Here is a 12,705-nt window from a genome sequence, read left to right as displayed (position 1 = left end):
CCGCAGTCTACGCGGCGGCGCACGCCGATGCCGTAAGCAGTCGTTGCAACGGGTTTCAGCGCCGCCTTGCGGCGCCTTTCTCAGGCGGGTATCACCGGGGGCAGCTTCAACAACCCATCCGCCTTGAACATGGCACGAATCCCCCGCACCGCCTGCCGAATCCGCGCCTCATTCTCGATGAGAGCAAAGCGCACGTACTCATCCCCCTGGTCGCCAAAGCCGATGCCTGGCGACACGCACACCTTGGCCTTGTCCAGCAGCTGCCGCGCAAACTCCAGCGAGCCCAGCGCGCGATACGGCTCGGGGATGCGGGCCCAGATGTACATGCTGGCCTTGGGGCAGTCCACGGCCCAGCCTGCTTCGGTCAGGCCCTTGTAGAGCACGTCGCGGCGGCGCTGGTACTGGGCGGCGATGTCTTTCACGCACTGCTGGTCGCCCTCCAGCGCGGCGATGGCGGCCACCTGCAGGGGCGTGAAGGTGCCGTAGTCGTGGTAGCTTTTGATGCGGGCCAGCGCGGCCACCAGGTCGGGGTTGCCCACCATGAAGCCCACGCGCCAGCCAGCCATGTTGTAGCTTTTGCTGAGCGTGAAGAACTCCACCGCCACGTCCTTGGCGCCGGGCACTTCCATGATGCTGGGCGCGCGGTAGCCGTCGTACACGATGTCGGCATAGGCCAGGTCGTGCACCACCAGGATGTCGTGCTTCTTGGCCAGGGCGATGACGCGCTCGAAGAACGAGAGGTCCACGCACTGCGCGGTGGGGTTGCTGGGGAAGCCAAAGATCATCATCTTGGGCTTGGGGTAGCTGCCGCGGATGGCCTTTTCCAGCTCGGCAAAAAAGTCCACATCGGGCGCCACAGGCACGCTGCGGATGTCGGCACCGGCAATCACCGCGCCGTAGATGTGGATAGGGTAGCTGGGGTCGGGCACCAGCACGGTGTCGCCCCGGTCCAGCGTGGCCAGCATCAGATGGGCCAGGCCTTCCTTGGAGCCGATGGTGACGATGGCCTCGGTGTCGGGGTTGATGTCCACCGCGTAGCGGTCTTTGTACCAGTGGCTGATGGCGCGGCGCAGGCGCGGGATGCCTTTGCTGGCGCTGTAGCCATGGGTGTCCGGCCGCTGGGCAACTTCGGTGAGTTTGGCGACGATGTGCGGTGGTGTGGCCCCGTCGGGGTTGCCCATGCTCATGTCGATGATGTCTTCGCCCCGGCGGCGGGCGGCGAGCTTGAGCTCGGCCGTGATGTTGAAGACGTAGGGAGGAAGGCGATCGATGCGCGCAAAACGGCGCTTGCCCTGCGATGCAGACATGCGGTGTGACTTTCACGTAAGCGCCCGGAACCGTCCGAGCGACGTGGCTGGCAGAAAGGCCAGCCCGCAGCCAATGTAGCGCAAGCTGCGGGCAGCACTCCAGCCCTTTGTGCGCAGTGTGGCGGCAATGCCGCAGTGGGGACGAGGGCTTGCCGCCGCCTCTACGATGGGCGCATGAACACCCTCCCATCCACCAACCCCACTGCCCTGCCTGCCGACCATCCCTTTGCCCAGGTGCAGGTGCTGGCCTTCGACATCTTTGGCACCGTGGTGGACTGGCACGGCAGCATTGCGCGCGAGGTGCGGGCACTCTATCCCCAGGTGGATGCCGATGCGTTTGCACTGGCGTGGCGCGCGGGCTACCAGCCCGCCATGGCGCGGGTGATGCGCGGCGAACAGGGCTGGACGCTGATCGATGCCCTGCACCGGCAGATCCTGGACGAGATCCTTCCGCGCTTTGGGCTGGCACACCTGGGCGAGGCGGAGCGCCACCACCTCAACCGCGCGTGGCACCGGCTCCATGCCTGGCCCGACAGCGTGCAGGGGCTGACGCGGCTCAAGCAGCGCTACACCATCACCACGCTATCGAACGGCAACATCGGCCTGCTGACCAACATGGCCAAGCGCGCCGGGTTGCCCTGGGACTGTGTGTTGAGCGCCGAGGTGTTCAAGGCCTACAAGCCGCATCCCGACACCTACCTGGGCGTGGCGCGGGTGTTTGACCTGCCACCACAGCAGGTGGCGCTGGTGGCGGCGCACCACGACGACCTGGCCGCTGCGCGGGGCTGTGGCCTGCGCACGGCGTACATCGAACGGCCACACGAGTTTGGCGTGGCACAGCCCAAGGATGTGTCGCCGCAGCCCGGCAATGACTTGCACGCCAAGGACCTGACCGATCTGGCCAGCCTGCTGGGATGCTGAACGGCCAGCGGTGCGGTGCTGTGTGCGCGCGCGTCAGTGCGCCACCAGCAGCTGCACAAACATCTGCACCTTGGCGCGGCACTCGGCGCTGATGGAGGTGAACTCCAGACCGGCCACCCATTCGTCGCCCTCTTGCTTGAGGGTGATGACCCGCGCATACACATCGGCCACGCGGTAGTCCACCAGCGGCAGCTCGAACTCCAGCTTGATCTCGCTATGGGGTTCCAGCGGCTCGATCAGCTCGACCAGCAGGCCGTGGTAGCCAATGTCGCGGATGGCACCGTGCACGATGTGGGGCACCACGATCTTGTCCTGCATGCGCTGGCACAGGCAGGGCAGGCGCGCGTCCACGCGGTGGCTGCGGCGGAACTCCTGGCGGGGCACCTTGAGCTTATGCGACGGGATGGCGATCAGCTCGCGCAGGCTGACGGGCTGCGTGCGCCCCTTGACGAACACCTGCATGGGCGCGGACGCCGACACCAGCCCCCAGCAGCGCTGGTAGGTGGAGTCGCTGATGAGCACCTGGCCCCGCAGGCTCAGCGCCTCGATGCGCGACGCCAGGTTCACCGCCTCGCCGATCACCGTGTATTCGGAATACACATCCGAGCCAAAGCGCCCGGCCATCACCGTGCCAGTGTTCACGCCAATGCCCAGAAACACCTCCGGCAGGCGCTCGGTCAGGTGGGCCAGGTTCAGCTCGCGCATGGCGATCTGCATCTCCACCGCACACAGCAGCGCGCGGTCCACATCGTCGTCTCGAGCCACCGGGGCACCGAACAGCACCATGATCGAGTCGCCCATGAATTTGTCGATGGTGCCTTGGTACTTGAACACCACCTCCGACAGCCGTGCCAGGCAGCGGTTGAGCGCCGCAATGACCACCGATGCGGGCTGTGATCCCGACAGCGCAGTGAACCCGCGAAGGTCGGCGAGCAGGATGGTGACTTCGCGCGGCGCCACCTCCAGGCCATTGGCGGCAGCACCTTCGGGGTTTTCCATACCGTGCAGGATGCCCGCCATCTCGGCCTGCGCCGCCTCGCCAAGCGGCTTGCCGGTTTCGCGTTCGATCAGCGCCTGCAGGCGGCGCACAGCGTCGTGGTGGAATTCTTTGTGCATGGAGGTCTGGGGCGTGGAGCGGCCGGGTTTTTGTGGGTGGGGTAAGAACCTGCTCAAGATCTTGAACAGGTTCTAAAGGCAATGCCTGCCATTCACCACCCAGAATAGGCGCCGCCCCACGGCTGGTCAACCGGTGAAAACACCCCGGGCAAAGCAGCAACAGCGAGGTCAGCGGCACCTGCCCGCTATCAGCAAACCGGTGTGGGGCGTGCCAGCAGCGCCGCAGCGCTTCCCGGTAGAAGAATTCGGTCTTTTTGGCTGGAAGCGCTACATCCATATGCATCAAATGCTATCAACAACATAGCAATTGATGCATCTTCCGCCGTCACCTGGCAGCCACCCGGTCCACACACACAAACTCGCCCACCGCGCCGTCATAGTCCCACCGTGCCGCCACCCTCGCCTGGCCGTCTGGCGCAGCGCCCGATGCCTCGGTGCTGAGCACCACCAGGCTGTTGGGGCTGCCGTGCCGCAGGCGGTGCGACACCGCCGTGCCCGCGCTGCTGGCCCACAGCCCCGGCATTGGCTGCAACAGGCGCGGCTGGTGCACGTGGCCGGACAGCAGCATTTGCGCGCCGGCAATGCGCCAGCGCTCCACGGCTTCGTCGGCGCGATGGGGGCGGTGGTCGCGGTCCTCGGCGTCGCGGGCCACCAAGGGGTGGTGGCTGGCCACGATGCGCCATGCACCAGGTGGGGCGCGCGCCAGCAGCAGCGCCACATGCTCGATCTGGGCAGACGACAGGCTGCCGCGCTCGTGCCGCCAGGCACGCGTGGTGTTCACGCCCACCACGTAGAACGCTCCCATCTGCCGTACCGGCTCTTGGTCCATGCCGAACTGTTCAGAGAACCTTTCGTACGAACGGCCCCAGCGCATCCACCACGCAAACAGGGGCAGGTCGTGGTTGCCCGCCAGCACCAGGGTGCTGCGCGCATGCAGGCCCTGCACAAACCGCGCGGCCTGCTCAAACTGCTCGGCCGTGGCGCGCTGCGTGAGGTCGCCCGACACCACCACCATTGCCACCCCCAGGCGTTGCGCCAGCCGCTGCACAGCGGCACACGCCAACGGGTCGTGCGCACCGAAGTGCAAGTCCGACAGGTGCATCAGAACAGTCATGGCAGGTGGTCGCAGGCAGTGGGCTGGCGCAAGGGGGACCCCATCATGCAGGCAGCAAGCCTGGGGCGGGGGTAATGCCGGGCGCAGGCGTGTCGGTTGCGGAGGCTGCGAAAGCGGTCTCTTCTGGTGGCGGGGTCTGCGCTGCGCCATCGCGCGCCAGCGGGCTCGGTGCCACCAGCCACAGCGGCCGCGCACTGATGCGGAAATGCAGGGGCGGCGCCATCCACTCCCGCTCGCCGTCAAACGCCACCTTGACCTGCGGGGGCCGCCAGCTGGCGGGCGCCACGGTCAGCTCGGCACACGCCATGCTGACCACCGCGTTGTCCTTGTCGAGCTGGCCGGTGGCCGCGTTCCACACGGTGCGGGCGATGGCCCAACGCCCCTGGGGCTTGAGCATCACCACGGCCAAGTGCCCGCCGTCTGCCACCTTCTGCGCCTGCGGCAGGCCCATGCGGTCCAGCTGCAAGGGGTTGTTGCCCACAAACAGGGTGGTGACCAGATGCTCCTCCTGCTGCGCCTCGGCGCCCTGGTGCGTCTTCATCACCACGCGCCAGCGGCGGCCCGATGCGGGACGAAACAGGCTCCACACCGCCGCCGCTATGGCCACCCAGCGCTTGCGGCCAAAGCGGCGCGATGCCATCTCGCGGTCGGCCAGCATCTTGGGGTACAGGCCCACGCTGGCGTTGACCACAAACATGCGGCGGTTCACAAACCCCACCTGCACCGGCCGCAGGTCCCCGGCATGCAGCGCCTGCAGCAGGTCCTGCACGGCGGTCTCGGGGTCCAGCGCCAGACCGTGCTCGCGGCTGAAATAGTTGAAGGTGCCCATGGGTACCACCCCCAGCGGCACCCCGGCGCCCAGCGCGGCCGACGCCACCGCGTTGATGGTGCCGTCACCCCCGGCGGCCACCACCAGTCCGCCATCGTCCTGCGCGGCCTGGGCGGCTTGCTCGGCCAGCTGCACGATGTCGGCGCGCCGGTCAGGCACGTGCCACACGACGTCGTGCGCCTGCAGGGCAGGCACACCTTCGAGTTTGGCGCGCAGCAGGTCCAGGTCGGCACCTGGCCGCCGGGGCACCACCAGATGGATGGGGCCACGGGGCTGGGGAGGGAGGGTGTGTTCCGAAGGTGTCATTCAAAAACTCTGCAACAAACAAGAGCAACCCCACACCGCGCTGAGCCAATCGCAGCGACCGGGCGAGCCCGCAGGGCCACACCACGCGATGATTGCCAACACGGATTGCAGGGCACTCCATGGTGACAAACGGTTGTCCCCCTCGCAGCCGGTAGCCACGCCTACCCTTTGTCAGCCGGCGCCGACAGCGGCAGTGACGATGCAATACACCCACCACGCAACGGGATGTTGGGAACTTCGGTACAACCCGCGGCTTCTCTCCAGGGGCCGCCCACCCTGCGGGTGCATCCAAAAAAAGGACCCACTATCTCCATGACCACAACCTCCAGCGCTTTGGCCGCCACCGACATCGGCGCCCTGCTGGCGCAACACCCCCTGGGCTGGTGGATGGCTGGCGTGCTGTCGTTTGCCCTGCTGGGTAGCGTCGCCTTGACCGGCTTGCGCCTCCTGCGACAACACGCAGGCGCCCCGCTGGGCCGCATGTTTCCGGCGCAAGCGCGCTGGGTGTTGGTGGCCGCCATGGCCACCTCGGCCTGCACGCTGGCTCTGGCAGGTGCCGCGCTCGCGGAGCTGGCCGAAAGCGGGCGCGCCCCGGGCACCTGGGGCGCACTGGACGACGCACTGGCTGCAGGCCTGCAAGCACAGACATCCGTCGCCGTGCTGCAATGGTTTGCCACCCTCACCCACCTGGGCGACACCTGGGTGCTGACCACGCTGGCGCTGGGCGTGGCCGCCCTGCTGTGGCTGCGCCGGCACCGCCTGCTGGCCACCGGCTGGCTGGTGGCCATGGCGGGCAACGGCGCGTTGACCAAGGTGCTGAAGCGTCTGTTCGAGCGCGTGCGGCCCGAGCACACGCACGGCATCGCCGAGGCCAGCGGCTACAGCTTTCCCAGTGGGCACAGCAGCGCATCGATGGTGGCCTATGCCATGCTGGCCTACTTGGCCACGCGGCTATTGCCCCGCGCCTGGCACCTGCCTGCGGTGGTGCTGGCCGGCGCGCTGATCTTCACCACCGGCTGGAGCCGTGTGGTGCTGCACGTGCATTACGCCAGTGATGTGCTGGCAGGCTGGCTGCTGGGCAGCACATGGATGGTGTGCACGGTGCTGATCATGGAGAGTGTGTCGCGCTGGCGCGGCGCTGCGCCCCCGGCGACGCGCCGCTGAGCCGCCGCCCGGGCGCCCCGGTTTACCGTGCGGGGGAGTCCTCGGCAGACGCCATGGGCTGCATCGGCAAGACCACACAGGACTCACGCCCCGGCCCCATGTGCACGGTGTTGAACGCCACCACCCGTGGCCCCGCACTGCCCTCCGGAGCGCCGGTGTTGGGGTTGACGTCGAACCGCGGGAAGTTGCTGCTCGAGATGTCCAGCCGTATCCGATGGCCCCGGCGGAAGAGGTTGGACGTGGGCATGGGCTCGATGGTGATCTCCACCACCTCGCCAGGTGCCATCAGCCCCGGCTGCTCCCACGAGTCGCGGTAGCGGCAGCGCAGGATGCCGTCGGTCAGGTTCATCGCATACCCCTCGGGGTAGTCCTCGCTGGGCGGGTACTGGTCGATCAGCTTGGCCGTGAAGTCGGTGTCGGGTGCGGTGGACGACACCCACAGCGCGATGGTCACCGGCCCGGTGATCTCCACATCGCTGTCGAGCGGCGGCGTCTGGAACACCAGCACGTCGTCGCGGCCCGCCAGCGGCCCGAACGGCGCCTGCGCACCGAACAGCCCGTCGTGCGTGCGCTGGTCGTAGGCACCGGCCACCATCAGCGGTTCGCCCGAGGTGACGGAGCCCCCGACGGTGGGCACCGGCCTTGCGGGGTCGAAGCAAAAACCGGCCTGGGCCTCGGCCTGCGGTACGGACTGCGACAGCAGCCCGCCCGGTGCGAGGTACCAGGGCACCAGAGTGGTCGCCGGCACGGGCCAGCGGGCCGCGCTGCGCCAGGCCCCGCCGTGGTCGAGCCGGCCCTGCGGCGTGCGCCGACCCGTGCCCCCGCCCATGCGGAAGTAGCGCACGGCTTCGTCCTGCCGCTCGGGCAGCGGCTGCCCGCGCAGCCAGTGGTTGAACCACGCGAGCCGCATGTGCACGTAGTCGGGTGCAAGCGTGCCATCCAGCACCGCATCGCGGCCGAAGTCCACATCGCCCGCGTACGGCACGCTGCGCTCGCCATGCGTCCAGGGGCCCAGCACCATGCGCACGTCGCCCTGCCCGCGCTGCGAGAGCCCGAGGTAGTTGTCGGTGGTGGTCTGCGCATAGGGGTCCCACCAGCCGCACATCAGCATCACGGCCACGCCTTCGAAGGCGCCGTAGTGGCCTGCCGCATACAGCTCGGGCTGGCGCCAATGGTCGTCGAAGCTGCCGCGCTCCCACTGGCCGAAGAGATAGTCCTCGTACTCGGGCGCCCACTGCAGCGGCGAATCGCCGCGCGTCCAGGGCAGGCGCAAGAACCATTCGCCGATGTCTGCCTGGTCGAGCGCCTGGCGCGCGGCGTCGCTCAGGCTGTTGCTTCCGCTGCGCGCATTGCGCAGGGCCCACACGGCCTGCTTGAGCTCGAAAGCACCCCCATGGCGGATGCCGCCCCGGTAGGCATTGGCAAAGCCGCCGCATTCGAGAAACATGGCCTTGAGCCCGGCGGGCCGCTGGCTGGCCAGCGCCGTCTGAGTGTGTGCCGCGTACGACAGGCCGTAGGTGCCCACGGCGCCGTTGCACCAGGGCTGCGCCACGATCCAGGCCATGGTGTCGGCGCCGTCGTGGGCCTCGCCCAGGTACTTGGTGAACTGCCCTTCGGAGTCGAAGCGGCCCCGGCAGTCCTGCACCACCACCGCGTAGCCCTCGCGGGCAAACCGCTCGGCCACCTCGCCGCGCCGCAGGGGTGCGGGGTTGGCGGCGGTGCGCTCGCGCCGGGTGGGTTCGTCTTTGCCGTAGGGTGTGCGCTCCAGCAGCACCGGCAGGGGGCCGGTGTGGCCGGCCGGCAGATACACATCGGTGGCCAGGTGCACGCCGTCGCGCATGGGCACCCGGCAGGTGTGCCGCACCACCCCGCCCACACCGGCCGGGGCGGCGGACGGCGCCATTGGATTCATCATCGTGGTCATGGAAGGTCCTGCCTCAGTCGAGCTTGAGGTTGCGGTCCTTGACCAGCTTGGCCCAGCGCGCAGTGTCTTCCTGGATGAAGCGGCCGAGCTCCTGCGGCGTGGTGGGCGCGGGCTCCGCACCCTGTGCCACCAGCGAGGCGGTCACCTCCGCATCGGCCAGCGATGCGCGCAGCACCTTGCTGATTTTTTGCACCGCCTCCGCCGGCGTGCCCGTAGGCGCGAACAGGGCGTACCAGATGTCGTACTCGAAGTCCTTGAGCCCCGCCTCGGCCATGGTCGGCACCTGCGGGAAGGCGCGCGAGCGCTTGGCGCTGGCCACCGCCAGCGGCACCAGCTTGCCCGCCTTGATATGCGCCGCCACGCTGGGCACCGCATTGATGCCCAGCTGCACATGCCCGCCCGCCAGCTCGTTCACCGCCGGGCCGCCGCCCTTGTACGGGATCTGCACCATGCGCGTGCCGGTGGCCGCCTGGAACATCTCCATCGACAAATGCCCCGGACTGCCGTTGCCGCTGGTGCTGTAGTTCAGGCCGCCGGGGTTCTTGCGTGCCAGCTCGATGAGTTCCTGCACCGTGCGGACCTGCAGGCTCGGGTGCGTGGTGAGGATGGGCACGTTGACCACCACCCGCCCCACCGGCACGAAGTCGCGCGACGGGTTGTACGTGAGCTTGCTGGACAGCAGCGGCGCCGTCACCATGCCGGAACCTGCGCCCATGAGCAGCGTGTACCCGTCGGCCGGCGCCGAGGAGACCGCCTGGAAGCCGTGCGCACCGGGCCGGTTGTCGATGACGACAGGCTGCCGCCACTGGTCCGACATCTTGCGTGCCACCACACGCATGGCCGTGTCCGCAGCTGCCCCTGCTGGAAACGGAATCACGATGCGCACGGGCTTCTCGGGGAACTCGGCCGCGCCCGCGATCAGCGGGTGGCACAGCATGAAAGAACACAACAGCGCGAGCGTTTGCGGAATGCGGGACATCCAGGGAATCATGCGGTGCTGGTCATCAGAAATCATGGCGAACTCCTGCGCCGATGGCGCGCACGGACACATTGCTGCGGCTCGAATCGACGCCGTCGCGGTCGATGAAGGCCTGCAGCTCGGTGCGTTTGGACAGGGCATAGGTATAGGCTACCTGCTGGCGCTTGCGCAGGCCGCGCAGCGACGCCTGCACATCGCGCTGCATCACGTTGACCACGATGGCGTGCTGGCCGGCCGAAAAGCGCGTTCCCACCAGCCAGTAGTCCACATCGGCGCGGGTGGTCGCCGATGTCCTGGCGTACGTATCGCGGCCCAGCAGTACATAGGGCTCGACCGCGCCGAAGTCGTAGCGCACGCCGGCCTGCCATTTGCTCGAAAATTCGTTGGCCAGCAGGCCGCCCGGGCGCGTGTCCTTGCCGTAGCCGATGCCTGCCGACCAGGGCCCATCGGCATAGTTGAGGCCCAGGTCCAGCGACTTGGCGCCGTTTTCCTGCTCGGGCGTCTTGGCATCGCCGCGCAGGTAGTAGCGCGCCCGCAGGTTGACGCCGCCCCAGGTGGGGCTTTGGTAGCCGATGGCGTTGGACGTGCGGTTGCGCGCGTTCAGGATGGAGGTGCCGATGGCCGTGGCCCCGGCGTCGTTGGCGGCGAACGAGGTGATGCGCGTGACTTGCGAGTACAGCGGCGAACCGGTCGGGTTGGCGGAGTCGAGCCGCCCCAGCGCCACCGTGCCCAGGCTGCCGCGCAAGGCGGCATAGCTGTTGCGAAACGCTGGCGTGGTGGCGGCGCCGGAGTCGGCTTCGAGCCCCATCTCCAGGCCGAACAAGGCGGCCAGGCCATCGCCCAGGTCTTCCTTGCCGCGAAAGCCCAGGCGGGATGCGTTGTCGCGCTCTTCCGTGACGGAACCGGCGTTGCCGGTCTTGACATTGTTGACGGTGAGCCTCACCTGGCCATAGACCTGCAGGTCCTGTGCGGCAGCGGGCCCCGCAGCCGAAACGGAAAGGCCGCAGGCGGCCAGCGCGAAGGGAAATGAGCGCCTCATGAAATCTTGCTCCTTGAAGGGGTGGTGCCAGGTTGGCTGATGACGCCGCCGATTCTGTGGAGCGAGGTGCTCGGCCACAACGCTATGACGAACGCTGATGACCCTATGCAATAGACCGCAGGTTTGCGCTGGGGTGGCAGCAGTGCAAAGATGCAGGCTGGCTGCCTGCATACCCGAATGTCTGCCCCTTTTCCACCCCATGAACTTCAAGCAACTCGAGGCCTTCCAGGCCATCATGCTCAGCGGCTCCACCACCGGCGCGGCCGAGCGCATGGGGCTGTCGCAGCCCGCCATCAGCCGTTTGCTGGCGCAGCTGGAGGAAGACCTGGCCCTGCGTCTGTTCGTGCGCGAAAAGGGTCGCCTGAGCCCCACGGCCGAAGCCCATGCGCTGCTGCACGATGCCCAGGTGCTGATGGACTCGGCGCAGTGCTTTCGCCGCCATGCCGAACAGTTGCGCCTGGGCGGCTTCAAGCGGCGCCTGCTGAAGGTGGCAGTGCCCAGCACGCTGGCCACCACGCTCATGCCGGTGCTGGCCAAGCGCTTCATGCAGGCGCACCCGGACGTGGTGCTGGAGGTGCTGTCAGGCTCGTACAACGACACCGAGCGCGCGCTGCTGAGCCGCGATGCGGACATCGGCCTGGTGCGCCTTCCCACGGAGATGCAGGGACTGAGCACCCGCGCCAGCCTGGACTCCGAAGCCGTGTGCATCATGCCCCGGGGCCATGCACTCGAAGGCCTGGCAGAGGTCAGCCCCACCGACCTGATCGACGTCAGCTTGATTCTGCTGGGGCGCCAGCGGCAGATCCGCCACGACATCGACATGGCCTTTCGCCAACGGCGCGTGCAGCCGCGCGTGGCGCTGGAGGTGCACTCCATCAGCGAGGCCTGCGCCCACGTGGCCCAGGGGCTCGGGGTCTCGATCGTGAACGCCTTGCTGGCGCAGCACTGCCCGTACGAGGCGATCACGTCGCGCCCGTTCAGGCCCCGTATCGCCTACCAGCTGGGCATCGCCACGGTGAACAACGCACCGGCTTCGCCGTTGCATGACACTTTCACGCGACTGCTGGTGGAGGCGATGGAAGCACCGTCCCCCGCCGTGGCATAGCCTTCAGCTCTCTGAAACTGGTACGCCCCTCGCCAGTGCCCCCGTGGAACTGGCCTCGCCGGGCCACCGGGTGCATCCCCCTCCCACGCAGCAAGAGAGGGGGAAGGCGCCGCAGGCGACTCAGGGGGTGTGGTCTTAAATCGCCACGAGGTTGCGAATGCCCTTGGCTTCCATCTCGCTACCTGGCCCGCGGGCGATGACCTCGCCGCGCTCCATCACCAGGTACTCATCGGCCAGTTCCTGCGCAAAGTCGTAGTACTGCTCGCACAGCAGGATGGCCATTTCTCCCTGGTCGGCCAGCATGCGGATCACGCGGCCGATGTCCTTGATGATGCTGGGCTGGATGCCCTCGGTGGGCTCGTCCAGGATGAGCAAACGCGGGCCGGGGGCCAGCGCGCGGGCAATGGCCAGCTGCTGTTGTTGCCCGCCCGACAGGTCACCGCCCCGGCGCTTGAGCATCTGCTTGAGCACAGGGAAGAGCTCGTACAGGTGTGCAGGCACCGGCGTCGATCCGCTTTTGTAGGCCAGGCCCATGCGCAGGTTTTCTTCCACGGTCAGGCGGCCGAAGATTTCGCGGCCTTGCGGCACAAAGCCGATGCCTGCGCGCGCCCGGTCGTAGGGCGTGGCTTTGTCGATGGGTTTGCCGTCGAAGCTGATGCTGCCGCTCTTGATGGGCACCAGCCCCATGAGGCTTTTGAGCAGCGTCGTCTTGCCCACGCCGTTGCGACCGAGCAGCACGGTGACCTTGCCCGGGGTGGCGGTGAGGCTCACGTCACGCAGGATGTGGGAGCCGCCGTAGTACTGGTTGATGTTCTGGACGGTGAGCATGGTGACTTGGGGTGTTTTGGGCCGCTAGCGCTAGTTCAATATGCGCCGGCAGCTATATTTTTGATAGTGAATA

At 67.8% G+C, this 12,705-nt stretch carries 11 protein-coding genes and 1 pseudogene; 4 read left to right on the top strand and 8 right to left on the bottom strand.

The window, feature by feature from the left end:
* Positions 1-80: 80 nt before the first annotated feature.
* Positions 81-1,307 (bottom strand): alanine transaminase, encoded by a 1,227-nt coding sequence (alaC, locus tag ASC83_RS08550; RefSeq protein ID WP_056060663.1) that lies wholly within the window; start codon positions 1,305-1,307, stop codon positions 81-83.
* A gap of 174 nt (positions 1,308-1,481) precedes the next feature.
* Between alaC and ASC83_RS08545 the strand changes: the two genes are divergently transcribed.
* The gene (locus ASC83_RS08545; protein WP_056060660.1) at positions 1,482-2,228 is read left to right on the top strand and encodes a haloacid dehalogenase type II; all 747 of its coding nucleotides are present in this window, start codon (positions 1,482-1,484) and stop codon (positions 2,226-2,228) included.
* A gap of 33 nt (positions 2,229-2,261) precedes the next feature.
* On the opposite strand, the gene ASC83_RS08540 is transcribed toward ASC83_RS08545, so the two are convergent.
* Both ASC83_RS08540 and ASC83_RS08535 read right to left on the bottom strand, forming a co-directional pair.
* Positions 2,262-3,344: an adenylate/guanylate cyclase domain-containing protein gene (locus ASC83_RS08540; RefSeq protein WP_056060658.1), complete on the bottom strand. Its 1,083-nt coding sequence runs from the start codon at positions 3,342-3,344 to the stop codon at positions 2,262-2,264.
* A 325-nt stretch (positions 3,345-3,669) separates the two neighbouring features.
* Positions 3,670-4,458 carry a metallophosphoesterase gene (locus ASC83_RS08535; protein ID WP_056060655.1) on the bottom strand — a complete coding sequence of 263 codons (789 nt, stop codon included), beginning with the start codon at positions 4,456-4,458 and terminating at the stop codon, positions 3,670-3,672.
* 74 nt (positions 4,459-4,532) lie between these two features.
* On the opposite strand from ASC83_RS08535, the gene ASC83_RS24540 reads away from it, so the two are divergent.
* The gene (locus ASC83_RS24540; protein WP_369816966.1) at positions 4,533-5,273 is read left to right on the top strand and encodes a DUF2694 family protein; all 741 of its coding nucleotides are present in this window, start codon (positions 4,533-4,535) and stop codon (positions 5,271-5,273) included.
* Here the strand turns inward: ASC83_RS24540 and ASC83_RS24535 are convergent.
* Positions 5,219-5,593: pseudogene (locus ASC83_RS24535) on the bottom strand (diacylglycerol kinase family protein); the annotation flags it as partial. The gene ASC83_RS24540 and the pseudogene ASC83_RS24535 sit on opposite strands and share 55 nt — an antisense overlap.
* 312 nt (positions 5,594-5,905) lie before the next feature.
* On the opposite strand from ASC83_RS24535, the gene ASC83_RS08525 reads away from it, so the two are divergent.
* Positions 5,906-6,757, top strand: a complete 852-nt coding sequence (locus ASC83_RS08525; RefSeq protein ID WP_056060650.1) for a phosphatase PAP2 family protein — start codon at positions 5,906-5,908, stop codon at positions 6,755-6,757.
* A gap of 22 nt (positions 6,758-6,779) precedes the next feature.
* Here ASC83_RS08525 and ASC83_RS08520 read toward each other — a convergent pair whose 3' ends face one another.
* From ASC83_RS08520 to ASC83_RS08510, 3 genes are read right to left on the bottom strand one after another with little or no spacing between them, the layout of a single operon-like run.
* A complete protein-coding gene (locus ASC83_RS08520) occupies positions 6,780-8,681 on the bottom strand; it encodes a CocE/NonD family hydrolase (RefSeq protein WP_235509338.1) in 1,902 nt (633 codons plus the stop codon).
* Positions 8,682-8,694: 13 nt separating this feature from the next.
* Positions 8,695-9,660 carry a tripartite tricarboxylate transporter substrate binding protein gene (locus ASC83_RS08515; protein ID WP_056062055.1) on the bottom strand — a complete coding sequence of 322 codons (966 nt, stop codon included), beginning with the start codon at positions 9,658-9,660 and terminating at the stop codon, positions 8,695-8,697.
* Between the two features lie 25 nt (positions 9,661-9,685).
* The gene (locus ASC83_RS08510) at positions 9,686-10,699 is read right to left on the bottom strand and encodes a porin (protein ID WP_056060643.1); all 1,014 of its coding nucleotides are present in this window, start codon (positions 10,697-10,699) and stop codon (positions 9,686-9,688) included.
* A gap of 199 nt (positions 10,700-10,898) precedes the next feature.
* Here ASC83_RS08510 and ASC83_RS08505 point away from each other — a divergent pair, with 199 nt between their 5' ends.
* The gene (locus ASC83_RS08505) at positions 10,899-11,804 is read left to right on the top strand and encodes a LysR family transcriptional regulator (protein WP_056060639.1); all 906 of its coding nucleotides are present in this window, start codon (positions 10,899-10,901) and stop codon (positions 11,802-11,804) included.
* Between the two features lie 135 nt (positions 11,805-11,939).
* On the opposite strand, the gene urtE is transcribed toward ASC83_RS08505, so the two are convergent.
* On the bottom strand, positions 11,940-12,632 hold the full coding sequence (gene urtE / locus ASC83_RS08500; RefSeq protein WP_056060636.1) for an urea ABC transporter ATP-binding subunit UrtE: 693 nt from the start codon (positions 12,630-12,632) through the stop codon (positions 11,940-11,942).
* Between the last annotated feature and the right edge of the window lie 73 nt (positions 12,633-12,705).

The sequence above is a fragment of the Acidovorax sp. Root402 genome (genome assembly GCF_001425125.1).
Taxonomy (GTDB): Bacteria; Pseudomonadota; Gammaproteobacteria; order Burkholderiales; family Burkholderiaceae_C; genus Acidovorax; species Acidovorax delafieldii.
The sequence above is the reverse complement of the archived record's forward strand: the minus strand, read 5'-3'. Positions and strand labels throughout refer to the sequence as shown.